This is a genomic window from Pseudomonas sp. SP16.1 (assembly GCF_052682975.1).
The window spans coordinates 3,948,206-3,973,428 of sequence record NZ_JBQYFZ010000001.1; the positions used below are offsets into that span (position 1 = coordinate 3,948,206).

At 68.8% G+C, this 25,223-nt stretch carries 19 protein-coding genes; 4 read left to right on the top strand and 15 right to left on the bottom strand.

Annotation, left to right across the window (positions count from 1 at the left end; all coding sequences use genetic code 11):
* Positions 1–5 precede the first annotated feature (5 nt).
* The 6 genes from ACUTAF_RS18695 to ACUTAF_RS18720 form a co-directional block, all read right to left on the bottom strand.
* Positions 6–1,961, bottom strand: coding sequence for a PhoX family protein (locus ACUTAF_RS18695; protein WP_445581375.1), 1,956 nt, complete (start codon positions 1,959–1,961; stop codon positions 6–8).
* A gap of 148 nt (positions 1,962–2,109) precedes the next feature.
* Positions 2,110–2,898: an energy transducer TonB gene (locus ACUTAF_RS18700; RefSeq protein ID WP_445581376.1), complete on the bottom strand. Its 789-nt coding sequence runs from the start codon at positions 2,896–2,898 to the stop codon at positions 2,110–2,112.
* The gene (tolR, locus tag ACUTAF_RS18705; protein ID WP_445581377.1) at positions 2,895–3,344 is read right to left on the bottom strand and encodes a protein TolR; all 450 of its coding nucleotides are present in this window, start codon (positions 3,342–3,344) and stop codon (positions 2,895–2,897) included. Before tolR ends, ACUTAF_RS18700 begins: the two co-directional genes overlap by 4 nt.
* Positions 3,345–3,354: 10 nt before the next feature.
* On the bottom strand, positions 3,355–4,065 hold the full coding sequence (tolQ, locus tag ACUTAF_RS18710) for a protein TolQ (RefSeq protein ID WP_445581378.1): 711 nt from the start codon (positions 4,063–4,065) through the stop codon (positions 3,355–3,357).
* 133 nt (positions 4,066–4,198) lie between these two features.
* Positions 4,199–6,154, bottom strand: coding sequence for a phytase (locus ACUTAF_RS18715; RefSeq protein ID WP_445581379.1), 1,956 nt, complete (start codon positions 6,152–6,154; stop codon positions 4,199–4,201).
* A gap of 61 nt (positions 6,155–6,215) precedes the next feature.
* Positions 6,216–8,726 carry a TonB-dependent receptor gene (locus tag ACUTAF_RS18720; RefSeq protein WP_445581380.1) on the bottom strand — a complete coding sequence of 837 codons (2,511 nt, stop codon included), beginning with the start codon at positions 8,724–8,726 and terminating at the stop codon, positions 6,216–6,218.
* Between the two features lie 373 nt (positions 8,727–9,099).
* On the opposite strand from ACUTAF_RS18720, the gene ACUTAF_RS18725 reads away from it, so the two are divergent.
* From ACUTAF_RS18725 to ACUTAF_RS18735, 3 genes are all read left to right on the top strand, one after another.
* Complete coding sequence (locus ACUTAF_RS18725) at positions 9,100–10,017, top strand: GGDEF domain-containing protein (protein WP_445581381.1); 918 nt, start codon at positions 9,100–9,102, stop codon at positions 10,015–10,017.
* 10 nt (positions 10,018–10,027) lie between these two features.
* Complete coding sequence (locus ACUTAF_RS18730; protein WP_445581382.1) at positions 10,028–11,059, top strand: AraC family transcriptional regulator; 1,032 nt, start codon at positions 10,028–10,030, stop codon at positions 11,057–11,059.
* Between the two features lie 401 nt (positions 11,060–11,460).
* A complete protein-coding gene (locus ACUTAF_RS18735; protein WP_445581383.1) occupies positions 11,461–12,120 on the top strand; it encodes an endonuclease in 660 nt (219 codons plus the stop codon).
* Between the two features lie 83 nt (positions 12,121–12,203).
* On the opposite strand, the gene hutC is transcribed toward ACUTAF_RS18735, so the two are convergent.
* From hutC to hutI, 6 genes are all read right to left on the bottom strand, one after another.
* A complete protein-coding gene (gene hutC / locus ACUTAF_RS18740) occupies positions 12,204–12,917 on the bottom strand; it encodes a histidine utilization repressor (RefSeq protein ID WP_445581384.1) in 714 nt (237 codons plus the stop codon).
* A 173-nt stretch (positions 12,918–13,090) separates the two neighbouring features.
* Entirely contained in the window at positions 13,091–14,626 is a 1,536-nt protein-coding gene (gene hutH / locus ACUTAF_RS18745; protein ID WP_445581385.1) for a histidine ammonia-lyase, read from the bottom strand.
* A gap of 13 nt (positions 14,627–14,639) precedes the next feature.
* Complete coding sequence (gene hutU, locus ACUTAF_RS18750) at positions 14,640–16,301, bottom strand: urocanate hydratase (RefSeq protein ID WP_445581386.1); 1,662 nt, start codon at positions 16,299–16,301, stop codon at positions 14,640–14,642.
* Positions 16,302–16,339: 38 nt separating this feature from the next.
* Positions 16,340–17,665: a YjiH family protein gene (locus ACUTAF_RS18755; RefSeq protein WP_445581387.1), complete on the bottom strand. Its 1,326-nt coding sequence runs from the start codon at positions 17,663–17,665 to the stop codon at positions 16,340–16,342.
* Between the two features lie 91 nt (positions 17,666–17,756).
* The gene (gene hutG, locus ACUTAF_RS18760; RefSeq protein ID WP_445581388.1) at positions 17,757–18,692 is read right to left on the bottom strand and encodes a formimidoylglutamase; all 936 of its coding nucleotides are present in this window, start codon (positions 18,690–18,692) and stop codon (positions 17,757–17,759) included.
* Positions 18,682–19,899, bottom strand: a complete 1,218-nt coding sequence (gene hutI, locus ACUTAF_RS18765; RefSeq protein ID WP_445581389.1) for an imidazolonepropionase — start codon at positions 19,897–19,899, stop codon at positions 18,682–18,684. Before hutI ends, hutG begins: the two co-directional genes overlap by 11 nt.
* A 227-nt stretch (positions 19,900–20,126) precedes the next feature.
* On the opposite strand from hutI, the gene ACUTAF_RS18770 reads away from it, so the two are divergent.
* Complete coding sequence (locus ACUTAF_RS18770) at positions 20,127–20,720, top strand: HutD/Ves family protein (RefSeq protein ID WP_445581390.1); 594 nt, start codon at positions 20,127–20,129, stop codon at positions 20,718–20,720.
* An 87-nt stretch (positions 20,721–20,807) separates the two neighbouring features.
* Here the strand turns inward: ACUTAF_RS18770 and ACUTAF_RS18775 are convergent, their stop codons facing one another.
* The 3 genes from ACUTAF_RS18775 to ACUTAF_RS18785 all read right to left on the bottom strand — a co-directional run bounded on the left by ACUTAF_RS18775 (position 20,808) and on the right by ACUTAF_RS18785 (position 25,216).
* Positions 20,808–22,190, bottom strand: a complete 1,383-nt coding sequence (locus tag ACUTAF_RS18775) for an aspartate aminotransferase family protein (RefSeq protein ID WP_445581391.1) — start codon at positions 22,188–22,190, stop codon at positions 20,808–20,810.
* Positions 22,191–22,253: 63 nt separating this feature from the next.
* Entirely contained in the window at positions 22,254–23,675 is a 1,422-nt protein-coding gene (locus tag ACUTAF_RS18780; RefSeq protein WP_445581392.1) for an APC family permease, read from the bottom strand.
* 47 nt (positions 23,676–23,722) lie between these two features.
* A complete protein-coding gene (locus ACUTAF_RS18785; RefSeq protein ID WP_445581393.1) occupies positions 23,723–25,216 on the bottom strand; it encodes an aldehyde dehydrogenase in 1,494 nt (497 codons plus the stop codon).
* Between the last annotated feature and the right edge of the window lie 7 nt (positions 25,217–25,223).

Sequence of the window (25,223 nt, forward strand, 5' to 3'; positions counted from 1 at the left end):
GGCGATCAGCCGCCGATCACGCCGCCGTCGATGCGGGTCACCAGCACCGTGGTCGAGCGCGGGCGGCTGCGACCATCGCTGGCCGGGTAGCTGAGGGCCGGATGCTGGATATTGGCCCACATCGCCTTGCCGTCCGGGCTCCAGGCCAGGCCGGTGATCTCGCAGCCACGCGGGCCGACCATGAAGCGGCGCACCTCGCGGGTGGCGGGGTCGGCGCAGAGCATCATGTTGCAGCCCATGCCCTGCATCGGCGCCGCCTCGTCGTCGTAGTCGGTCTGGATCCATAGCCGCCCGGCGGCGTCGAAGGCCAGGCCGTCCGGCGAGGAGAAGATGTCGCCGTCGATGGTGCCGGTGAGATTTGCCGGCAGCGGCTCGCCACTGGCGTCGCGCGCGCCACTGGCCTCGCCGGCAAGGAGGAACAGCTCCCAGGTGAAGGTGGTGGCGGTCGGGTCGGCGTCCTGCTCGTTGCAGCGCAGGATCTGCCCGTGCAGGTTGTGCGGGCGCGGGTTGGCGGCGTCCGTCGGCTGCTTGGCGCCACGGTCGTCGTTGTTGGTCAGGGCGACATAGACCTCGCGTGTTCTGGGATGCACCGCGGCCCACTCGGGGCGATCCATCGGCGTGGCGCCGGCGCGGTCGGCGGCGGCGCGGGCGTTGAGCAGCACCTCGGCCTGGCTGGCGAAACCGTTGGTCGCAGTCAGGCCGTTGTGCCCGTGTACCAGGGCCAGCCACTGGCCGCTGCCGTCGGCATCGAAACGCGCGGCGTACAGCGTGCCTTCATCCAGCAGATCGCGGCTGGCGCGGGGGTTGGCGGCGTCGAAACGCCCGCTCGGGACGAACTTGTAGACGTACTCGCCGCGGGCGTCGTCGCCCGAATAGAAGGCCATGCGCCCGTCCTCGCCGAGGGCCAGCGCCGCGCACTCGCGGCCGAAGCGGCCGAAGGCGGTGCGCTTGATCGGCTGCGCGCTGGGGTCGAAGGGGTCGATCTCCACCACCCAGCCGAAGCGGTGCGGTTCGTTGACGTGGCCGCCGTGGGGCTGGTCGGCATAGGGGGTGGCGTCGAAGCGCGGATCGGCGGTTTCCCAGGCGTAGTTCTTGCTGGTGCCCGCGCTGGCCAGGCCGTAGCGCTTGTGCGACACGCGACGTTCGTAATCCTGTTTGTCGCGGTTGATAAAGTAGTTGTGCCAGTTCTCCTCGCAGGTGAGGAAGGTGCCCCAGGGCGTGACGCCGGTGGCGCAGTTGTTCAGCGTGCCGAGCACCGTCAGGCCCTCGGGGTCGCTGGCGGTCTTCATCATCTCCAGCCCGGCCAGCGGCCCGGCCAGGCGCATCGGCGTGAGCATGCTGATACGGCGGTTGTAGGGCGAATCCATGACCCTGTGCCACTGGCCGTCCGAGTCCTTCCTCACCTCGATCACCGAGACACCATGGGCGGCCTGCTCCTTGCGCACCTCGTCCAGCGGCCGCGGCTTGGACTGGTCGATCACACCGGATGGGTGCAGCGGCGGGTTGACGTACTCGTGGTTCATCACCAGCAGGCCACGCTCCTGCTCGCCGGGAAAGGCGAAGAAGTTCATGCCGTCGTGGTTGTCGCCGGCCTGCTTGAGCTGGGCCTGCCAGCCGTCGCTGGCGTCCGGGCGCCATTCCGGCGCGCCGGGCTCCACCGCATCGCCCCAGGAGAAGAACGGCACGGCGCGGTAGCCCGGCGGCACCAGCACCTGGTCGAACTGCGCATCGAGCTGCAGCGGTACGCTGGGGAAGTTCAGCAACGGGCTGGCCGCGGCCTTGCCGCAGGCGGCCAGGCCGCCGCCGAACAGGCCCAGGGCGGCCAGGCCGAGGCCGCCCTTGAGCAGGTTGCGCCGGGAGGGGTCGAGCAGCGCCGCCAGCGGCGGATTGCTGCTGGGGTTGATCGACTGATCGTCGTGGGCCTCGAGGCGTTGGTGAAAGTCCTGCGGATCGTGCTTCATCGGGTTTCTCTGTGCTGGCTGGTTCGTCCGGATGGCATCCGGGTCGGGGGTACGCGGTTAAACGCCCCCTCTCCCCAGATGGTCGAGGGGACTGATGGTGCGCGCGGCAGCCGGCTGCGTATGGGTCAGGTTGCGTCGCGCTGCGTGGTCATTCGATGCGATAGGTAAAGGTGTTCCTCACGTTGGCCACCGCCACGGCACGGCCGTCGACCACCCGCGGCTGGTAGCGAAAGCGCTTCGCCGCGTTCAGCGAGGGGTGGACGAACAGCGGGTGGCAGTCGGGCTCGGCCTCGGGGTTCTCCACCCGGCCCTGCTCGTTGACCCGATAGCGCACCGTGCACTGGCCCTCGAGGCCCTTGTCCAGGGCGCGCTGCGGGTAGGCCGGGGCCTGCTTGGCAATCGGCAGGAACTCGCGGCTGGCGGCGGCAGCCGCCTCGGCCTGGCGCGCGCGTTCGGCCGCTGCGGCGGCCGCCTGCTGACGCTCGGCCTGTTCGCGCTGCTCGGCCAGGCGCTGCTGCTCCAGCTGCTCGCGGGCCTCGGCCTCGCGGCGCCGGCGCTCCTGCTCCCGCTGCAGATCGCGCTGACGCTGCTGCTCCTGTTCAAGACGCTGCTGCTCGGCGCGTTTGCGCGCCAGGGCGGCCTGCTCCAGGCGCTGGCGCTCGATGGCCGGGTCGGGCTGCGCCGGCTGCGGCAGTTCGGGGATCGCCGCGGGCGGCTCCGGCGGCGCCGGCGGGGTCAGGGTCAGCAGTTGCAACTGCACCGTGCTGACCTGCGGCGCCGGCGGCTCGCTCACCTGCCAGTGGCTCAGCAGCAGCGCGCCCAGCCCCAGGTGCAGGCCGATGGTCGTCCCCAGGGCCGTGCAGCGACGCCGCCAGTGCAGGGACGGCGAGCTGGGCCGTCGCGCGTCGTGCACGGCGGGCAGGGTCAGGCTGCTCATTGCGGCGCCTCGGTGACCAGCCCCAGGCTGCTCACCCCGCCCTGCTGCAGGGCGGCGATGCCGGCCACCACGCTGGCGTAGTCGGCGGCCTGGTCGGCGCGGATATACACCTGGGTGTCGCCCTGTTCGGCCACCAGTTGCGTCACCCGCGCGCTCATCGCCGCCAGCTCCACCGCCTGCTCGCTGGCCGCGCCCAGCTCGGTGTCCAGCTCGCTACCGAGGTTCCAGTAGTAGCTGCCGTCGGCCTGCACCGAGAGGGTCAGGATGCGCTGCTGGTTATCGCTGGGCAGCGCCTCGGCGGCGACCTTCGGCAGCTCGATCTGCACCCCCTGGGTGAGCATTGGCGCGGTGACCATGAAGATCACCAGCAGCACCAGCATCACGTCGATATAGGGCACCACGTTCATCTCGGCCTTGGGGCCGTGCTTGCTCTGTGGCCTGCGCATGGCGTTCCCCTCAGGCCGCCGCGGCGATGCGGCTGGCACCGCTGTGCAACCTGCGCTGCAGGCGCCCCTGCAACTCGTTGCCGAAGCCGTAGTAGCGCGCGCCGAGGCCTGCCACGCGGGCGGAGAAACGGTTGTAGGCGATCACCGCGGGAATCGCGGCGAACAGGCCGATGGCGGTGGCGATCAGTGCCTCGGCGATGCCCGGGGCGACGGTGGAGAGCGTCGCCTGCTGCACCTGGGACAGGCCGATAAAGGAATTCATGATCCCCCAGACGGTGCCGAACAGGCCGACGTAGGGGCTCACCGAGCCGACCGTGGCGAGCAGCGGCAGGCCCTTTTCCAAACGTTCCTCCTGTTCGGCGATGGCCACCAGCAGGCTGCGCTCGACGCCTTCGATCACCGCCTCGGCGGCGATGCCGGGCTCGCGCTGCAGCTGCAGGTATTCGCCGTAGCCCGCCTGGAACAGTAGCTGCAAACCGGCATCCTGGTCCGCCTCGGCGCTGCATTCGCGCTGCAACTGGGCCAGCTCGGCGCTGCCGCGAAAGCGCTGCAGGAAGGCTTTCGCCTCGCGTTCGCTGCGGCGCAGCACGGCGCTGCGCTGGACGATCAAGTACCAACTGGCCAGCGACGCCAGCACCAGGCTGAGCATCACCGCCTGCACCAGCAGGCTGGCCTCGCTGACCAGACTCCAGACGGTCATCTGTTCGATTGAACTGTGCATCTTCGACTCCTTGCTTGCCGCGCCCGCCATGGGTGGCGGGCGCCATCTCTATGGCTACCCCTGGCTCGGATGAAATCCGCGACAGGTTGCAGCCTCTACGTCCGTCCCGGATTGCATCCGCCTGCCAGGCCCGCTATTCCAGGCCCAAGGCCTCGGCCACCGCGCTCCAGGGCAGGTACTTGTAGTTCTGCCGGCCCTCGGGCATGCGCTTGCGGCCGTCCTGCACCACCAGCATCCCCTGGCTCCAGGGGCCGCCGAGGTTGGCCGAGGTCACCTCCAGGCCGTCGGTTTCCGACACCCCGTCGATGCCGCGCGCGGCGTCCAGGCCGATGCGCAAGGCACCGCGCACCGCATAGGGCGCCTGACCGTCGAGCACCACGTAGCTGTCGTTGCCCTGGCTGGAGATCACCAGGTAGTCGCGCTGCTCGCCCTGGTAGAAGGCCAGTCCCTCGATATCGGCCTGCACCGCGTCGCCGGCGGCGATCACCTGCTGCAGCTCGGCCGGTGCCTCGGCGCGGGCATCCAGGGTCCACACTGCGACGTCCTCCTCGCCGACGAACAGGCGCTGGTTACGGTCGTCGGCGACGCAGCCTTCCGGCTGGCTGGCGAGCTTGAACCGGCGCGCCAGGCTGGCCTGCACGCGGCCGCTACTGCCGTCCAGGCGGTACTGCAGGAAGCTGCCGTCCTTGTCGTTGGCGATCGCGTGGATGGCGCCATCGGGCTCCTGGAACAGGCACAGGCCGTAGATGTCGGTCAGGCTGGTCGGCGCCTGGCCGAGGTCGCTGAGCTCGCCACTGGCGCGGTCGATGGCGAAGAAGTGCAGGGCGTTGTGGTCGCGGTGGCTGGCCACAGCCAGGTCCACCGTGGCACTGCCGAGGCGAAAGCCCGGGCGCAGGTCGACGTTGTTGACTCGGCCGACGCGCAGGTCCTGCAGCTGCCTGCCCTGCAGGTCGTAAACCAGCAGGCCGCCCTGCTTGTCGGTGGCGAGCACGCGGCTGCGGCTCGGCTCATGTGGGTGCAGCCAGATCGCCGGGTCGTCGGCGGCGTCGCCCAGGCTCGGCACCTCGTCGGTCTGTACCAGCGGCGTCAGCACCGACAGCGGCTTGGCCAGCGCCGGCGCGGCCGGCGCCCAGTCGAGCCGGGCACGGTGCAGACCGTTGTCGTCACCGATCAGCAGCTCCAGGCCGCCCTCGACCGGCCGCGCGCCGAGGCGCTCCGGCTCGTCCAGCCCGGTCAGCGCCAGCGCCGCCTCGGCGCGCCAACCTTGGCCCTGGCGGCGGTAGCGGTGCAGCACGCCGGCCTCCGGGTCGAGGGCGAGCACCCCGCCCGGCACCACTGCCATGCCGCCCACGGCCTCGGCTATATCGCCGAACGGCTGACGCAGGCCCACCGGCTGGCGAATCAGGTCGGCCTCGGCGCCTGCGGCATAGGCCCACAGGCCGACATTCTCCTCGTTGACATAGAGCAGCTCGGCGCCATCGTCGACGCGGCAGTGCTCGCTGGCCGGCGGCAGGCTCAGGCGCCGTACCAGGCGCGGCTCGGCCAGCGGCTGCAGGGCCTGGGCCACCAGCCAATGCTCGCCGATGCCCTCCTCGCCGACCAGGAACAGGAACTGGTTGTCCGCCGCGTCGCGCGACAGGCACAGGCCGTCCACCTTGAAGCTGGCGCGCGGCAGATACACCGGCTCGCCCCAGCGTCGCTCGGCGCCGCGCAGCGCCACCAGCACCGGCTGCTGGCGGTCGATATCGACGCTGGCCAGCAGTAGGCCCTCGGCATCGCTGCGCTGGTCGAGGGCGCCGAAGCGACCGGGCAGATGAGCCAGACTGGCGCCCTGCTCGTCGAGCAGGTAGAGGCCCTGCTTCTCGCTGCTGAGCAGGTAGCGCGCGCCCGGCCAGAACGTGGCATCGGTCAGCAGCTGCAGGTCTTCGACGGCGATCTCTGCAGCCAGCTGCCAGGCCTGCGCCGTCAGCGCCGCGGGCTCGACGGCAACGGCCTGCACGGCCGGTGCCTGCGCCTCGCAGCCGCCGAGCGCGAGCAGGCCGGCGAGCAGGGCGATGGCCAGGGGCGTGGGAGAAAATATGGCTTTCATCAATGCGGCGATCCTTGTACGGGTCGCCCTGCGCTGCCCGGCAGGCGCGCAGGGCAGTGGTTTAGAAGTGGGTGAAGGTCAGGCCGAGCTTGTAGGTCGGGCCGTATTCCTCGTACTGGGCGTTGTAGCGGTGGCTGCCGGTGTAGACGTAATAGGACTCGTCGGTGAGGTTCTGCGCCTCGAACTTCAGCTGCAGGCTGTCGCTGAGGAAGTAGCCGGCGCTGAAGTCGACGAACAGCTGGTCGTCGGCATGGAGGTCGTGGGCCTCATCGTCCACCGCCGCCACCTCGGCCAGGTACTGGGACTTGTAGTTGGCCGCCAGGCGCAGGCTGAGCTTGTCGTTCTCCCAACCCAGGGTCAGGTTGCCGACGCGGTCGGACTGGTTCGGCAGGTCGATGCTGCGCTTGCTGCCCTGCCCCTCGATCTGCGCATCGGAGCGGCTGAAGGTGGCGTTGGCGCCCAGCAGCAGGCTGTTCCAGGGCGTCGGCAGCCAGTCGAATTTCTGCGAGTAGGCCAGCTCGATGCCGTACAGCTTGGCGCTGCCGCCGTTGACGTAAGTGTTGGCTTCGCTGAAGTCGACCCAGGCGCCGCTGCCGGCCAGGTCGGTGGCATAGACGAAGTTGTCGATGTCCTTGTAGAAGGCGAAGGCCGAGACCACCCCGGCGCGGCCCAGGTAGCGTTCGATGCCGAGGTCGAAGTTGCTCGACTCCAGCGGCTCGAGGTCGGGGTTGCCGAAGCTCGCCTCGTCGCCGTCGATGACGAAGCCCGGCGCCAGCTGGCCGAAGGTCGGACGCACCACCGAGTTGGTCCAGGCGGCGCGGATCTGCGTGTCGGCATCGAGCTGGTAGCGTACATGCAGGCCCGGCAGCCAGTGATCGTAACGCTTGCGGCTGCTGATCGACTCGTAGGCATCGTCGTTCAGGCCGGTGCCCTTGGCCTCGAACTCGGTGCCCTCGTAGCGCACCCCGGCGATAAAGCGCCAGTCGTCGACGTCGACGCTGTTCATCAGGTAGGCGGCATCGATATCCTCGCTCATCTCGAAATCGTTGATGCGCGACTCCTGCTCGTTATAGAAGTCGGCCTTGTCCAGCCCGGCCAGCAGGCGCTCGACGGCCTTGGCGCTAATGCCGGGGCCGAAGCGGCCGAGGCCGTAGTCGACCTCGCCCTTGGCGAACTGGTCGAGGTTGAGCTGCTCGTCGCTCAGGCCGAAGTCGCCCAGGTCCTCGTAGGTCCAAGCCTCCAGGTCGTTGTCCTTGTCACGTCGGCTGAGCTTGCCGCCGAACATGGCCTGCGCCGCATAGCCGCCTAGCTCGTAGTCGCGGGCCAGGTCGAGCTTGATGTTCTTCTCGCTGTCGGTGGTGTCCTGTTTCTCCCACTCCACCTCGTCGAGGCTGAAGTTGGCCGGGTCGTAGAAGGCCGAGCCGACGTTCAGGGTCGGTTTGCGCGTGCCGCCGAAGCCGACATCGGCAAAGTCGTCGTTGCCCTCGAAGGTGGCGCCGGCGATGCCCTCCGGGGTCTTCTCGCTGGCCTTGCTGTAGCCGAGCTGGCCGCTGAGCGTCCACAGGCCCAGGCTGCGCTCGCCGCCGAACACGTAGGACTGGATCTCCTGGGTTTCCTCGCGGCTCTTCAGCTCTCGCCAGCCTTCGGCCTCGCCCGACGCGCCGGGCAACTGCGCATCGGCGAACTCGACGCCGGCGGCGTTGCGCGTTTCCGTGTCCTTGTAGCGGCTGTAGAGGGTGCGCAGGTAGTAGCGGGAGGCGTCGTCCGGCTGGTAGTCGAAGTTCAGGCCGGCGCCGGTGCGCTCGCGGCGGATGTCGTAATCGCGCTGCTCCAGCTCCTCGAGCCGGGCGCCGTCGCCGAAGTCCCAGGCGCCGCCGGTTTCCACGTTGTCCGAGCCGAAGTCGCGCTGTTGCCAGCTCAGCGCCGCGGCCACGCCGAAGTTGTCGATGCCGTCGCCGAGGCTGAAGCGCTCGCTGACCGCACCGGAGAACTTCGGGCTGGTCTGGCTGCTGTTGTCGTCGTAGCTGGCTTCGCCGCTGAGGGTGTAGAACAGGCCGTCGTGGTCGAAGGCCGAGAGGCTCTCCACCTGCACGGTGCCGCCAAGGGAGTTGGCATCCATGTCCGGGGTCAGGGTCTTGACCACCGACAGCGACTGCACCAGCTCGGACGGCAGCACGTCGAGGGCCACCGCGCGGCGGTCGCTCTCCGGTGCCGGCACCAGGGTGCCGTTGATGGTCACCGCGTTGAGGTCCGGGCCGATGCCGCGCACGCTGACGAAGCGCCCCTCGCCCTGGTCGCGTTCCACCGCCAGGCCGGGAATGCGCTGCAGCGCCTCGGCGGCGTTGTCGTCCGGCAACTGGCCGATGCCGTCGGCGTGCACCACGCTGGCGACGCTGTCGGAGCGGCGCTGGTCCTGCAGCGCCTTGTCGAGGCTGGCGGCCTGGCCGACCACCTCGACGTGTTCGAGCACCACCGGCTCCTCGGCCAGGGCGACGGCGCTGGCGGCGATGGCCAGCGCCAGGGTGCTGATACGAAAGCCCGCGTGGCGGGTCCTGCTGTGACCTAGGCGCATGGCCTGCTCTCCCCAAGAGTGAAAACCGCCGGCAGCGGGCCGGCTCGCTGGAGGCGCAAGCTAGGCGGGGCGAATGACGCTTCTGTGACAGCACTGCGGCGAAAGCCGCCAAATACGGGCTTGTCGCCGCGTTTTCCCAGGTCTATGAGCCGAAATGACCCGATGCGGCGCGCCTCAGCAACGGTCGCCCGTTCGTGGCGAACCGCGCTCGCGTACTGAACGGCCGCGGGGTAGGTGCGCACGGCGCACCCTACGGCCGTGCACGGCAAAAAATCGTGCAACTGCCCTGAGCCGAATCGACCTCCCCCGCTGCAACCAAAGTGTCATGGGCGTCTGTTCTGCTGCCGCCATCGAAACCCGCGGAGCCCTGCCGATGCCGCCCCTGTTGAAACTCCACGCCTGGAAGCTCGCCGGCCTGTTGCTGCTGGCCAACCTCGGCCTGCTCACCCACCTGGTCGCCGGCAGCATCAAGCCCGACGGAGAATGGAACTGGACCGACATCCTCGGCGAAGGCGGCTCGGCCTTGCTGGTGCTGCTGTGGATTGGCCTGCTGCTCAAGAGTCGCCCGAACGGCCGGGTGACCAACCTGCTGTTCTGCGGGCTGGCCTGCCTGTTCCTCTCGCTGTGGATGGACTCGGTGGACGAGTTCGTCCAGCTGCCGGCCGGCGTGGACTGGGACAAGTGGCTGGAATCCGGGCCGATGCCGGTGGGCTTCATCCTCATGACGCTGGGCATCTACCACTGGCACCGCGAACAGTTGGCGATCAGTGCGCAGATGGAGAAGCGCGAGCGGCTGTTCCGCGAGCACCGCCTGTTCGACAAGCTCACCCCGCTGGGCGGCGCCGGTTATCTGCGCCTGCAGGTGCAGCAGGCGCTGCAGCAGAGCCGCGAGCACGGCCAACCGCTGGCCCTGGCGATCCTCGATCTGGACGGCTTCGACCGGCTCAACCGCGAACACGGCCACGCCGAGGGCGATCTGGTACTGCAGAGCCTGACCCAGCTACTGCTACTCAACCTGAGGCGCCAGGACCTGCTCTGCCGCCTGGCCGGCGACCGTTTCGTCGCCCTGCTGCCGGGCACCGGCGCGCAGCAGGCGCAGCAGATCGCCGGCGAGCTGCAGGACGCGGTACGCCACCTGGCCTACCGCAGCAGTCGCAACGGCGAGCGCCTGCAACTGTCGGCATGCGTGGCCAGCGTGCTGGCCCAGGAGGAGGACGGCGAGAGCCTGCTCAAGCGTCTCAACCTGGCCCTGGCGCACGCCAAGCAAGCGCCTGCCATCAAGCGCGCCTGAGGAATCCGCCATGGCCATCAAGGGCAGCTGGTACGAACGCGACAGCCGCTTCATCGCCGCCCACTACCAGCCGGCGCTGCTGCTCGACCTGGCCCTGGCCCGCGAGCTGGACAGCCATCGCCTGCTGCGCGGCAGCGGCCTGTTCCACGAGGACATTCTCGGCGGCCAGGCGCATATCAGCCCGCAACAGTTCCTCCAGCTGATCGACAACGCAAGGCGCCTGCTCGACGCCGACGACAGCAGCTTTCTGTTCGGCCAGCGCCTGCTGCCGGGCCATTACGGCGCGGCCAGCCAGGCCCTGCAGCAGGCCGGCAACCTGCAACAGGCGCTGGAACTGCTGGTACGCCTGCGCGCCCTGCTCAGCCCGCTGCTGGCGCCGCGCCTGCTGCTCGACGAACAGCGCGCCTACGTGGTGTGGCTCGACGCTTGCGGCTGCGGCGAGCAGCGGCGCTTCCTGCTCGAGGCGAGCATGACCGCGCTGGCCTCCTGCAGCCGCTGGCTGGCCGACGAGCGCCTGCCCTGGCGCTTCGAGTTCGCCCATGCCCAGCCGCGCTATATCGAGCAGTACTGGGTACACCTGGGCGAGGACGTGGCGTTCGACCGCCAGGTAGACATGATGTGCCTGCCGCGCGAGTACCTGACGCGGCCCTGGCCGGGCGCCTCGCTCACCGCCGGGCGGGTGGCCGAGCAGCAGAGCCTGGCACAGCTGGAGGCGCTGGGCTTTTCCGCCAGCCTGCTGGATCGGCTGTACGCCCATCTGCGCAGCCATATTCGCCAGACGCCGACGCTGGACAACGTGGCGCAGGCCTTCGGCATGAGTCCGGCCACCCTCAAGCGCAAGCTGAGCAAGCACGACAGTCATTTCCAGGAGCAGCTCGACCTGGTGCGCAAGCATATTGCGCTGTACCTGTACCGGGCCAGGGGCTACAGCAACGAGGAGGTGGCGGCCTACCTGCAGTTCCACGACAGCACCAACTTTCGCCGCTCGTTCAAGCGCTGGACCGGCCTGTCGCCCAGTGCGTTGCGCCAGTTGCTGGGGTGAGATAGCACGCCTGGCGGTGCGCACGGCGCGCCCAGCTGCAGGGCGGGGAGAAAATTTCTGGGGGTCAAGCGAGGGGGCGAACGCCCAAAAAAGAAAACCCCGCATTGAGCGGGGCCTTGCAGACTGTTGTCCTGACATCCTTGGTCTGCTCACCATCCTGGCGGCCGTCCCGTGTGTCCCTGTTTGTCTAGGCGCTTCCTGCGCTGAATCCATGAACGGCAGAGTACGCCCGTGCCAGGCTCCTCGACAGTGGCGATAAGCGGCAGCCTTTGTAAGCCCAGGCTTACATGTACCCAACCAAGCATTCGCTCGGCTTTATCCTGTGATGGCCGTCTTGTTAGACTCCGGCTTGTCCTACAAAAACACCAGACGCCGTCAACGGCGCTTATCGGGGCTCGACCATGCGTACCCTCACCCTGCTTCTCGGTTGCCTGGCGACTTGCGTCGGCATTCCGGTACTGGCCGGCGGACAGAGCCAGCTGGGCGACCCCAGGCAAGCCATCGAGCAGGCATTCTGGAAGGACCTCTACGGCGCCGGCGGCACCTCGCTGTATTGCGGCCAGTCCTTCGCCGCCCCCGGCAGCACCTTCACCGCCAGCCCGATCTACAGCAGCAGGCAGCTCAAGAGCGCGCTGCGCTGTGTCACCCATCGTCAATGCAGCATCATGAACCCGCGCTACCCCTACATCGCCGCGGACCTGCACAACCACTACCCGGCGCTGACCCGCGTCGAACTGGCGCGACGCAACGCCCAGTTCGCCGAGTTGGCCGCCGACGTGCCGAGCAAGTTCGCCGACATCGGCTGCGATCTCAAGGCCAGCTTCCAGCTGGTCGAGCCGCGCGACGGGGCCAAGGGCAATATCGCCCGGGCGATCTTCTATATGCACGTGGAATACGACCTGCCCATCGTCGGCCTGGTACCGATGTACAAGGCCTGGCACCGCATGGACCCGCCGGATGCCGAAGAGAAGGCGCGCAACGACCGGATCGCGGCGCTACAGGGCACGCGCAACCGCTTTATCGACGACCCGGCGCTGGTGGATCAGTTGATCGCCGATTGACCCCGCTCAGTGGGACGGGCTTTCGCCGCGACAGGACGAACCCCGATCGCCGGCAAGCCGGCTCCTACGGATGTGCGGAAAGCCTAACCTCTGCGCTTGTGCAGCGAACGCAGCTTGTAGCGCTCGCCGGGATGGATCAGCCGCGCGTAGCTGATCAGATGATCGTCCGACCAGGTGCGGCGGATCACGCTGAGACAGGGCATGGCCGGGTCGATCTGCAGCAGTTCGGCGGTGGGGGCATCCACCAACACCGCCTCGACCACGTGCTCGACATCCGAGATCGGGCAACTGGCCACCAGCACCTCGTTAGGCGTGTGCTGGCTGAAGTCGGTGTCCAGATAATGCGGCACCCAGCGCGGGTTGACGAAGCGGTCCTCGAGCTGGATCGGCAGGCCATCCTGCAGGTGCACCAGGATACTGTGGAACACCTCGGCGCCCAGGCGCAGGCCGAGACGCAGAGCCACCTCGTCGTCGGCGGCGATGGCCTCGCAGCGCACCACCTTGTTGCCGTAGGCATGGCCGCGACCGCGCACCTCGGCGGCGATGTTCATCACCTCGTGCAGCGGCGACTCGGCCTTGCGGTCGGTGACGAAGGTGCCGAGGCCGGCCTGGCGAACCAGATAGCCCTTCTGCACCAGATTCTGGATCGCCTTGTTGGCGGTCATGCGGCTGACGCTGAAATCGCGCGCCAGCTGCTCCTCCGGCGGGATCTGGTGATTGACCGGATAGTCGCCGCCGTGGATGCGCTCGAGGAGAAAGTCCTCGATGGCCTTGTAGCGCGGGGTGGGACTGGTCACGGCGACTCCTTGGAAATGCCCGGTGCGCGGATGATACATCAGCCATACCACTGATCTCGCAGGAGCCCCGCCTCGGGGCGAAGCGGTCGTGGCCGTTCAGGAAAACCTGCGGCGTGACCGCCATTCGCCGCGGGGCGCGGCTCCTACAAAACAGCCAGCACGCCCGCCGGCGCTTAGCCTATCGACGGCAGCATGCCGGCCGGCAGCAGCGGCGTCAGCACGCGCGCGGCCAGCAGCGCGTCGGCAGCGGCGATGTCCGGGGCGAAGAAGCGATCCTCGACGTAGTACGGCACCTTGGCGCGCAACGCCTGACGCGCCTGCTCCAGCGCCGGCGAGCTCTCCAGCCCTTCGCGGAAGTCCAGGCCCTGGCAGGCGCCGAGCCATTCCACGGCGAGAATGCCGCGGGTGTTCTCGGCCATGTCCCACAGGCGCTTGCCGGCGTTCGGCGCCATCGACACGTGGTCTTCCTGGTTGGCGGAAGTGGGCAGGCTGTCGACGCTGTGCGGGTGAGACAGCGCCTTGTTGTCGCTGGCCAGGGCCGCTGCAGTGACCTGGGCGATCATGAAGCCGGAGTTCACGCCGCCATTGGCCACCAGGAAGGGCGGCAGCTGCGACATGTGCTTGTCCATCATCAGCGAGATGCGCCGCTCGGACAGCGAGCCGATCTCGGCGATGGCCAGGGCGATATTGTCGGCGGCCATGGCCACCGGCTCGGCGTGGAAGTTGCCACCGGAGATCACCTCGCCTTCGGCGGCGAACACCAGCGGGTTGTCCGATACGGCGTTGGCCTCGACGCCGAGCACTTCGGCGGCCTGGCGCAGCTGGGTCAGGCAGGCGCCCATGACCTGCGGCTGGCAGCGCAGCGAGTAGGGGTCCTGGACCTTGTCGCAGGCGGCGTGGGAGCGACCGATCTCGCTGCTGTCGCCGAGCAGATGACGGAAGGCGGACGCCGCGTCGATCTGCCCGCGCTGGCCACGAGCATTGTGGATGCGCGCATCGAAGGGCGAGCGCGAGCCCAGCAGCGCCTCGACGCTCAGCGCGCCGCAGACGCTGGCGGCGGCGTACAGGTCTTCGCCCTCGAACAGCCCGCGCAGGGCATAGGCGGTGGACACCTGGGTGCCGTTGAGCAGGGCCAGGCCCTCCTTGGCGGCCAGGGTCATCGGCTCCAGGCCGGCGATGGCCAGCGCCTCGGTGGCCGGCAGCCACTGGCCCTTGTGCCGTGCCTGGCTCTCGCCGAGCAGCACCAGCGACATATGCGCCAGCGGCGCCAGGTCGCCGGAGGCGCCGACCGAGCCCTTCAGCGGGATATGCGGGTAGACCTCGGCGTTGACCAGGGCGATCAGCGCCTCGATCACCTTGCGCCGGATGCCGGAGAAACCGCGCGCCAGGCTGTTGATCTTCAGCAGCATGATCAGCCGCACCATGGCGTCGTCCAGCGGCTCGCCGATGCCGGCGGCGTGGGACAGCACCAGCGAGCGCTGCAGCTTCTCCAGGTCGTCGTTGGCGATGCGGGTCGAGGCCAGCAGGCCGAAGCCGGTGTTGATGCCGTAGGCGGTGCGGCCCTCGGCGATGATCTGGTTGACGCAGGCGACGCTGGCGTCGATCGCTTCATGGGCGCTGGCGTCGAGGGTCAGGTGCACGGGCGCCTGGTAGGCGGCGCGCAGGTCGGCCAGGGTCAGCTGGCCGGGTTTCAGATTCAGGGTAGTCATGAAATCTCTTTCCTCAGCCGATCATCGGCAAGTTCAGGCCCTGCTCGCGGGCGCAATCGATGGCGATCTGGTAACCGGCGTCGGCATGACGCATCACACCGGTGCCCGGGTCGTTGGTCAGCACGCGGGCGATGCGCGCGGCGGCTTCGTCGGTGCCATCGCAGACGATGACCATACCCGAATGCTGAGAGAAGCCCATGCCCACGCCACCGCCATGGTGCAGCGACACCCAGGTCGCGCCGCTGGCGGTATTCAGCAGGGCGTTGAGCAGCGGCCAGTCGGACACGGCATCGGAGCCATCCTGCATGGCTTCGGTCTCGCGGTTGGGGCTGGAGACCGAGCCGCTGTCCAGGTGGTCGCGACCGATCACGATAGGCGCCGACAGCTCACCGCTCCGCACCATTTCGTTGAACGCCAGGCCCAGCTTGGCACGCAGGCCCAGACCAACCCAGCAGATACGCGCCGGCAGGCCCTGGAAGGAAATGCGCTCGCGCGCCATGTCCAGCCAGCGGTGCAGGTGGGCGTCGTCCGGGATCAGTTCCTTGACCTTGGCGTCGGTCCTGTAGATGTCCTCGGCGTTGCCGGACAGCGCCGCCCAGCGGAACGGGCCGATGCCGCGGCAGAACAGCGGTCGGATATAGGCCGGGACGAAGCCGGGGAAGTCGAAGGCGTTGTCCACGCCCTCCTCCTTGGCCATCTGGCGGATGTTGTTGCCGTAGTCGAAGGTCGGCACGCCCTGCTTCTGGAACTCCAGCATGGCTTTGACGTGCACGGCCATGGACTGCTTGGCGGCCTTGACCACCGCGGCGGCGTCGGTCTGCGCGCGGTCGCGGTACTGCTCCCAGGTCCAGCCGATCGGCAGGTAGCCGTTGAGCGGGTCGTGGGCGCTGGTCTGGTCGGTGACCATGTCCGGGCGCACACCCCGCTTGACCAGCTCCGGCAGGATTTCGGCGGCGTTGCCCAGCAGGGCGATGGAGATGGCCTTGCCTTCGCCGGTGTACTTGGCGATGCGCGCCAGGGCGTCGTCCAGGTCAGTGGCCTGCTCGTCGACGTAACGGCTGCGCAGGCGGAAGTCGATGCGCGACTGCTGGCACTCGATGTTCAGCGAGCAGGCGCCGGCCAGGGTGGCGGCCAGCGGCTGGGCGCCGCCCATGCCGCCGAGACCGGCGGTCAGTACCCAGCGGCCCTTGAGGTCGCCGCCGTAGTGCTGGCGACCGGCTTCGACGAAGGTTTCGTAGGTGCCCTGGACGATGCCCTGGCTGCCGATGTAGATCCAGCTGCCGGCGGTCATCTGGCCGTACATGGCCAGGCCCTTGGCGTCCAGCTCGTTGAAGTGCTCCCAGGTGGCCCAGTGCGGCACCAGGTTGGAGTTGGCGATCAGCACGCGCGGGGCGTTGCTATGGGTCTTGAACACACCGACCGGCTTGCCGGACTGCACCAGCAGGGTCTCGTCGTCGTTCAGCTCCTTGAGGGTCTCGACGATCTTGTCGTAGCACTCCCAGTTGCGCGCGGCGCGGCCGATGCCACCGTACACCACCAGCTCCTTGGGGTTCTCGGCCACGTCCGGGTCGAGGTTGTTCATCAGCATGCGCAGCGGCGCTTCGGTCAGCCAGCTCTTGGCGGTGAGCGTGTTGCCGCGCGGGGCGCGGATTTCGATGTCGCGGTACTTGGTCATTTGCGGGCTCCTGTGGAGAACGAGTTAAGGGTGGGCGGTCAGAGCCAGCCCAGAAATTGCGCGAGATAGGCCAGGGGGATGGCCAGCAGCAGGCTGAGCAGGGTGCGCTGCAGCCAGATCAGCAGCAGGTGGCCCAGGCTCAGGGGAATCCGCGTGGCCAGCACGCAGGGAATCGAGGCGGAGAGAAACAGCACGCTGCTCACCGAGACGATGGCGGTGACGAACTTCACCAGCACGTCGGCGTCCTTGAGCAGCATGGCCGGCAGGAACATCTCGGCCAGGCCCGAAGACAGGGCGCGGGCCACCTGCATCGGTTCGTCCAGGCCGAACAGCCAGGTCAGCGGATAGAGCAGCAGACCGAGGGCATCGAACAGCGGGGTGTACTTGGCGGCGAGCAGACCGAGCAGGCCGACGGCGAGGATGCTCGGCAGGATGGCGGCGGTCATGCGCAGGCCGTCGAGGAAGGTTTCACGCAGGGCCGAGCCCAGTGACGGCGCATTGCTGGCCTGCTCCATCCCGGCGCGCCAGGCGCTGGCCAGGCGGCTTTCGCCGGACTGCAGCGGCGCTTCCGGGATGGACTCGGAGGGCAGCCGCGACAGCGGATAGATGCGCGCGCTGATCGCGGTGACGGCGAAGGTCACCGCCATGGCGCTCCAGAAATACAGGTTCCACTGGCCCATCAGGCCGAGGGTCTTGGCGATGATCACCATGAACGGCGCCGACACGGTGGAGAAACCGGTGGCGATGATCGCCGCCTCGCGCAGGCTGTAGTGGCCCTGGCGGTACATGCGGTCGGTGATCAGCAGGCCCACCGAGTAGCTGCCGACGAAGGAGGCCACGGCGTCGATGGCCGACTTGCCCGGCGTACGCCAGATCGGCCGCATCACCGGCTGCATCAGCACGCCGATCAGCTCCAGCAGGCCGAAGCCGATCAGAAACACCAGGGCCAGCGAACCCAGCGGCACGATCAGCGCCAGGCTGAGTACCAGCTTGTCGAACAGAAACGGCAGCATGCCGGGCTGATACAGCGCCTGCGGGCCGAGCTGCAGCAGGTAGGCGACGCCGATCAACAGGCCGAACACCTTGAGCACGCTGAACACGCCGTGGGTGCGGCTGCGCCGCCAGCTGCCGTCGACCCAGGGGACAACGGCGCCGTAGAGCATGAACAGCAGCGCCAGGCCGATCACCAGGGGCCGCGCATGCAGCTGCAGGGCGCTGGCGGCGTGGTCGAGGAGGATGGTCGAACGCCCGCCGATCTCGAACGGCACGAAGAACAGCAGCAGGCCGATCAGGCTGTAACCCAGCAGGCGGGCCAGCGCACGCGGGCGCGACACGCCGGCGCTCAGCGGCAGGGACTCAGACATGGCGCGGCTCCTGGCCGCGGCGGCGGGCGGTGGTGAACATCGTGGTTTCCTCGTAGTTGTTGTTGTGCGGGAAAGGGCCGGGCTTGTGTGCTCAGAGGCTGAGCAGATGGATCAGGCGCGCCGCCACCTTGGCGGTACGGTTGTCGATGTCGTATTCCGGGTTGATCTCGGCCAGGTCGGCCAGGCGCAGCTTGCCGCTGGCCTTGAGCCGCTCGATCAGCGGCTCGAGCAGCTCCAGGCGCACCCCGCGCGCGGCCGGGGCGCTGACGCCGGGCGCCTCGCAGGCCGGCAGCACGTCGATGTCGATGGTCAGGTAGAGCGCGTCGCAGCCAGCGGCGAAGGCGTCCAGCTCGGCGCCGATGGCCTCCAGGGTGGCCTCGCGGATCTCGCGATCCTCGCGCACCAGCACGCCTAGCTCGGCGGCCTTGGCGAACAGCGCGCGGGTGTTGCTGGCGCGGCTTATCCCTAAGCAGGCGTAGCGGAACGGCCAGCCACGCGCGGCGCACTGCTCGGCGATCTGCGCGAAGGGGGTACCGGAGGAATGCACGTGGGCCGGGTCGCGCAGGTCGAAATGGGCGTCGAAGTTGACGATGCCGATTCGCGGGGCGTGGTTGCCGGATAGATGCTCGGCCAGACCCGACCAGCTGCCGAAGGCTACCTCGTGGCCGCCGCCGATCACCAGCGGCAGGTGGCCGGCATCCAGCAGCGCGCAGACGCCCTCGGCCAGGCGCGCCTGGGCCGCTTCCAGGTCGCCGTCTTCGCAGGTGATGTCGCCGGCGTCGAAGGCCGGCGCCTGGCGGTGCCAGGCCAGGTTGGCCAGCGCCTTGCGCACGCTCTGCGGCGCGGCGGCTGCGCCGACGCGGCCATGATTGCGGCGCACGCCCTCGTCGCAGGCGAAGCCGATCAGGGCCAGGCCCGGCTCGCTGGTCTCGGTGAGCGAGCGGATGCGCTGGTGCCAGCGCGCGCTGTCGGCTTCGGGATCGGTGCGGCCGCTCCAGGCGCTCATGCAGTGACGGTCAGCGTGCATACACCACTTCTCCATTGAAGATGCGCTGGCGCAGGCGTCCGGCCTGCACCGCGTAGGCCAGTTCGGCCGGTTGCTGGATATCCCACAGGCACAGGTCGGCGGGCGCGCCGACCTCGATCCGCCCCAGGTCGAGGCGGCCTAGAGCGCGGGCGCCATGGGCGGTCATGCCGCTCAGCGCTTCGCGCGGGGTCAAACGAAACAGGGTGCAGGCCAGGTTGGCCATCAGTGTGGGCAGGCAGATCGGCGAGGTGCCGGGGTTGGCGTCGCTGGCCACGGCCATCGGCACCTGGTACTGGCGCAGCAGCTCGATGGGCGGCAGCCGGGTCTCGCGCAGCACGTGGAAGGCGCCGGGCAGCAGCACGGCGACGGTGCCGGCCTCGGCCATGGCGCGCACACCGGCCTCGTCCAGGTATTCGATATGGTCGGCCGACAGGGCGCCGTAGCGGGCGGCCAGGGCGCTGCCGCCGAGGTTGGACAGTTGCTCGGCATGCGCCTTGATCGCCAGGCCATGGGCCTGGGCCGCCTGGTAGATGCGCTCGCACTGCGCCGGAGAGAAGCCGATGCCCTCGCAGAACACGTCCACCGCATCGGCCAGGCCTTCGGCTGCGGCGGCCGGGATCATCTCGTCGCAGACCAGGCTGACGTAGTCGTCGGCGCGGCCGGCGTATTCCGGCGGCAGCGCGTGGGCGCCGAGCAGGGTGGTGATCACCCGCACCGGACGCAGCTGGCCGAGGCGGCGGGCCACGCGCAGCATCTTCATTTCGTCGGCGACGGTCAGGCCGTAGCCGGACTTGATCTCCACCGTGGTCACGCCATCGGCCAGCAGCGCATCGAGGCGCGGCAGGCTGGCGGCGACCAGCTCGTCCTCGCTGGCGGCGCGGGTGGCGCGCACGCTGCTGAGAATGCCGCCACCGGCGCGGGCGATCTCTTCGTAGCTGACGCCTTCCAGGCGCTGCTCGAACTCGCCGGCGCGGTTGCCGGCATAGACCAGGTGGGTGTGGCAGTCGACCAGGCCGGGGGTCATCACCCCGCCGCGACCGGCGCAGGCGGCGCCCTCGGCATAGGCCTCGTTAAACTCGCGCGCCGGCCATAGACCTGCGATGCGCCCGTCCTCGACCAGCAGGGTCATGGGCTCGTCCAGCTGCGCCAGGCCATCGAAGACCTGCACCTCGCGCCACAGCTGTTTCGAAGTTGATTGTGTCGGCATGGGATTCTCCCTGCTTGTTTTGTATATACAATATGGATGACTCGATGGTCCGTCAAGCCATGCCGGCTCACATGAGCAAATGGTCACCCGACGGCGAATGCGATCCTCTCAACGAGCTAAGCGCCTGATATAGAGCCGTTTCCGTCGTTGGCGAGAGACCGCGTGCAGATGCCGTCGACGACTGCCATTCGTCGCCTTGCGTTTATGTATATACATTTGGAGAAACCATGCCCTGCACCCCGCTCGCCCTTGCCACTGCCCGCGTCATGCCCTGGAAGAACGGCGGCGGCGAAACCCTGGAACTGGCCATCGCTCCGGCGGGCGCCGGGCTGGAGGATTTCCAATGGCGCATCAGCAGCGCGCGGGTCGGCGCGGCGGGGCCGTTCTCGGCCTTTGCCGGCGTCGACCGCAGCCTGGCGCTGCTGAGTGGCGCGGGGCTGCGCCTGCAGCGTGGCGACGGGCGGATCGAGGAACTGCACGCCGGCGGCGCGGTGGCGCAGTTTGCCGGCGAGGAGGCGATTACCGCGTCGCTGGTGGACGGCCCGGTCGGCGACCTCAACCTGATGACCCGCCGCGGCACCTGGCGCCATCGCCTGGCCCCGCTACGGCTGCATGGGCGGCAGGAATTGCACAACGATGCGGCGGTGATGCTGCTCTGGTGCCAGGCTGGCGCGGGCATCGAGTGTCGGCTGCCGGACGGCGAGATGCAGCGGCTGGAAAGCGGCCAGGGATTGCTGCTGGAAGACCAGCCCGGGCTACTGGCGCTGCAGGCAGCGCAGCCCGCCCTGCTCTATCTGGCCTGGCTGTATCGGCAGGGTTGACGCCCGCGGCAGCTGTCCCGCGCCCGCCGAACGAAAAAAAGGCGCAGCCCCTTGCGAAGCTGCGCCTCGGTCCTGCCACGCTGGCCGCTAGAGCACGCCGATCTCCCGCGCGGTCTGGTCCACCGCCAGCTTGGTCTTGGCGACCAGCTCGTCGAGTTCGCTGCGCGTGGCCACCAGCGCCGGGGCCATGATCATCCGGCCGAGGGTGGCGCGGATGATCAGGCCGTTGTCGAAGCCGATGCTGCGGCAGCGCCAGGTCAGCTCGGCTTCGTTGGCGAAGCGCTTGCGCGTCGCCTTGTCCTCGCTGAATTGCAGCGCCGCGACCAGGCCGCTGCCCTGGATCTCGCCGATCAGCGGGTGGCCGGCGAACGTCTCGCGCAGGCACTGCTGCAGGTAGGGGCCGGTATCGACCTTGACCCGCTCGACCACGCCTTCGTCGCGCAGCGCCTTGATATTGGCGATGGCCACGGCAGCGGCCACCGGGTGGCCGGAGTAGGTCAGGCCGTGGGCATAGACCCCGCCCTGCTCCACCAGGGTGTCGGCGATGCGCTTGCTCAATACCAGACCGCCCATGGGGATATAGCCCGAGGTCAGTCCCTTGGCGATGGACAATGTGTCGGGCTGGAAGCCGAAGTGCTGGTGGGCGAACCATTCTCCGGTGCGGCCGAAACCGCCGATCACCTCGTCGGCGCACAGCAGCACGTCGTACTGGCGGCAGATGCGCTGGATCTCCGGCCAGTAGCTTTCCGGCGGGAAGATCATGCCACCGGCGCCCTGGAACGGCTCGGCGATAAAGGCGGCGACGTTCTCGGCGCCCAGCTCGAGAATCTTCTCCTCCAGCTGCAGCGCGCAGCGGCGGCCGAACTCGGCCGGGCTCAGCTCGCCGCCGGCGGCGAACCAGTAGGGCTCGTCGATATGGGCGATGTCCGGCAGCATGCCGCCCATCTCGTGCATGAATTTCATCCCGCCCAGCGCGGTGCTGGCCAGCGTGGAGCCGTGGTAGCCGTTCCAGCGGCCGATCATCACCTTCTTCTGCGGCTTGCCGACAATCTGCCAGTAGCGGCGCACGGTGCGGATCAGCACCTCGTTGGCCTCCGAGCCGGAGTTGGTGTAGACGGCGTGGCTGTAGTGGCTCGGCAGCAGGCTGAACAGCTGCTCGGAGAGCTCCACCACCGCCGGGTGGGTGGTGTGGAAGAACATGTTGTAGTACGGCAGCTGCTCCAGCTGGCGGCTGGCGGCGGCGGCCAGGTCCTTGCGGCCGTAGCCGAGGTTGGTGCACCACAGGCCGGACATGCCGTCGAGGTAGCGATTGCCGTCGTTGTCCCACAAATGCAGGCCCTCGCCGCGCACCATCACGCGCGGCCCTTCGGCGTTGAGCGCCTTCTGGTCGACGAAGGCATGGATGTGGTGGGCCGCGTCCAGCTCCTGATAGTCACGGGTGGAGCGGCTGGGGGTGTGGGGAACAGTCATGGCAGAGACCTCGCCTTGATGAATGATCGGGGGGCCGGGGGCGTACCCCCGGCGGCAAATCGGTTATTTACGGGCCAGCACCTGGTCCAGCGGTTCGGGGACGAACAGCGGCTTGCGCATCACCAGCTTGATCCACAGCACCGCGATCAGCGACACCAGGCCGAGCACCGCGCCGGCGCTGGTGAAGATCGAGGCGGTCATCTCCGGGGCCGGCGACACGTAGTAGATCGACACCAGCATGCCGGCGATGCCGAGCACCTGCGGCAGCGGGTAGAACGGCGTCTTGAACGGCCGCGCCAGGTCCGGGTACCGGCGGCGCAGGGCGATCACGTCGAGGTGGCAGATGATGTAGGCCAGCAGCCAGGCGATGGCCGCGGCCAGCAGCAGCAGGCCGATGGCGCCCGGGTCGTCGCCCATCAGCAGCACCGGCGCACCGGTGATGGCGGCGACGAACAGCACCGCCACCCAGGGCGTGTTGAAGCGCTTGCTGAGCAGCTTGAACTGGGGAAAGGCCTGGCCGTTGACCGCCATGCCCAGCAGCATGCGCGGGATGGCCGCCAGCGAGGTGTTGAGCGTGCTGCAGGTGGCGGTGGCCGCGGCGATCACCAGGAACAGCTTGCCGCCCTCGCCGAGCAGCGCGGTGGCGAACAGATAATGCGGCAGCGCGGCGCCGGCCAGTTCCTCCTGCGGCACGTAGAACAGCGCGCCGATCGAGTACAGCGCGATGGTGACGAAGATCACCCCGACGCCGAGCATCATCGACCAGGGGATGTTGCGCTCCGGCTGTTTGGACTCCTCCACCAGCGGGCAGACGAACTCGGCGCCGACGAAGCCCCAGATGGCCAGCGCCACCAGAGTCAGCACCCCGGCGCCGAGCGGGTTCCAGTCGTGGGTCAGGGCCTGGGTCAGCGCCGGCTGGCTGCCGCTGCCGGTCATCGCGGTCAGGCCCAGGGCCAGCAGCACCACCACCATCACCAGTGCCAGGGCCGACTGCAGGCGGGCGAACAGGTCGATGCCGAGCAGGTTGAGCAGGGTGAACAGGATCAGCACGCCATAGGCCACGCTCATGCTCGGCAACGCGCCGGGATAGACCTCGGCGATGATCAGGTCGAGCAGCAGCAGCTCGGCCGACAGGGCGAACATCGCCACCACCACGTAGCCGGAGAAGGTGGCGAGGATGGCCGGGAAATGCCCCAGCGCCACCTCGGTGTAGCTGCTCAGGCTGCCGGCGCGGGGAATCATCAGCGCCAGCTCGGAGAACGACATCACATAGGTCAGGGCGAGGAAAAAGGCCAGGGTCAGCGGGATCAGAAAGCCCAGCCCGGCGATGCCGGCGCCTTGCAGCATCAGCACCATCACGCCCTGCGACACCACCAGGCCGATGGCCACGGCGAGCAGGGCGCCGAGGCCGAGGCGGGTCCGCGGTTTGGCATCGGGCCGCTCCGCGGCCAGGGTTGGAGCAAGGCTGATATCGGGATCGATCATCTTGGTTCTCCTGCGATCTTGTTGTTGTGACAGGGGGAACGGAAGGCTCAGCCGCGTAGCTGGACCCAGGTGGTCTTGAGATGGCTGTACTTGTCGAAGGCATGCAGCGACAGGTCGCGGCCGAAGCCGGACTGCTTGCAGCCGCCGAACGGCACGCAGACGTCTAGGGCATCGACCGTATTCACCGACACGGTGCCGGCGCGCAGGCGCCGGGCCACGCGGTGGGCGCGGTTGAGGTCGTCGCTCCACAGCGAGGCGGCCAGGCCGTAGACGCTGTCGTTGGCCAGGGCCACGGCCTGCTCCTCGTCGTCGAAGGCGGTCACCGCCAGCACCGGGCCGAACACCTCGTCGCGGGCCAGACGCATATCCGCACGCACGCCGGTGAAGATGGTCGGGGTGATGAAGTTGTCCGAGCCGTTGATACGCAGGCGCTGGCCGCCGCAGGCCAGGCGGGCGCCCTCGCCCTGGGCCTGGTCGATAAAGGCCATGATCCGTTCGGTCTGCCGCGCCTCGACGATGGCGCCCATGCGGCTGGTCGGATCGAGCGGGTCGCCCGGCTGCCAGTCGCGGGCCTTGGCCAGCAGGCGCTCGACGAACTCGTCGTGGATGCTGCGCTCGACGAGCAGCCGCGAATTGGCCGAACACACCTCGCCCTGGTTGAAGAAGATGGCGAAGGCCGCCTTCTCCGCCGCCAGATCGAGGTCCTGGCAGTCGGCGAACACCAGGTTGGGGCTCTTGCCGCCGCACTCCAACCAAACCTGCTTCAAATTCGATTGCGCCGCATAGGCCATAAAGTACTTGCCCACCTCGGTGGAGCCGGTGAACGCCAGGCAGTCGACGTCCATATGCAGGCCGAGGGCCTTGCCGGCGCTCTCGCCGAGGCCCGGCACCACGTTGAGTACCCCCTCCGGCAGCCCGGCCTCCAGCGCCAGCTGGCCCAGGCGCAGGGCGGAGAACGGCGACTGCTCGGCCGGTTTGAGCACCACGCTGTTGCCGGCGGCCAGTGCCGGGGCCAGCTTCCAGGCGGCCAGGTCGAGGGGAAAGTTCCACGGCACCACGGCGCCGATCACCCCCAGCGGCTCGCGGCCGATGGTGGCCAGCGCGTTGCTCGCGGTCGGCGCGACCTGGTCGTAGAGCTTGTCCAGCGCCTCGCCATACCAGGCGAAGACGCCGGCGGCGCCGGGCACGTCGAGGTTGTAGGCATCCATCACCGGCTTGCCCATGTTCAGCGAGTCGAGCAGCGCCAGCTCCTCACGGTTGGCCAGGATCAGCTCGGCCAGGCGCAGCAGCACCGCCTTGCGCTCGCGCGGCGCCATGCGTGGCCAGGGCCCCTGCTCGAAGGCGCGGCGGGCACTGGCCACCGCGGCATCGACATCGGCGCCGGCGCAGGCGGCGACATTGGCCAGCAGGCGGTTGTTCGCCGGGTCGATCGACGCGAAGCTGGCGCCGGATGCGGCCGGACGCATGCGCCCGTCGATCAGTGCACCGGTGGGGAAAGCCTGAGCGGCAGCCCGCTGCTGCCAGTCGGAGAGTTGCAACATCGCCTCG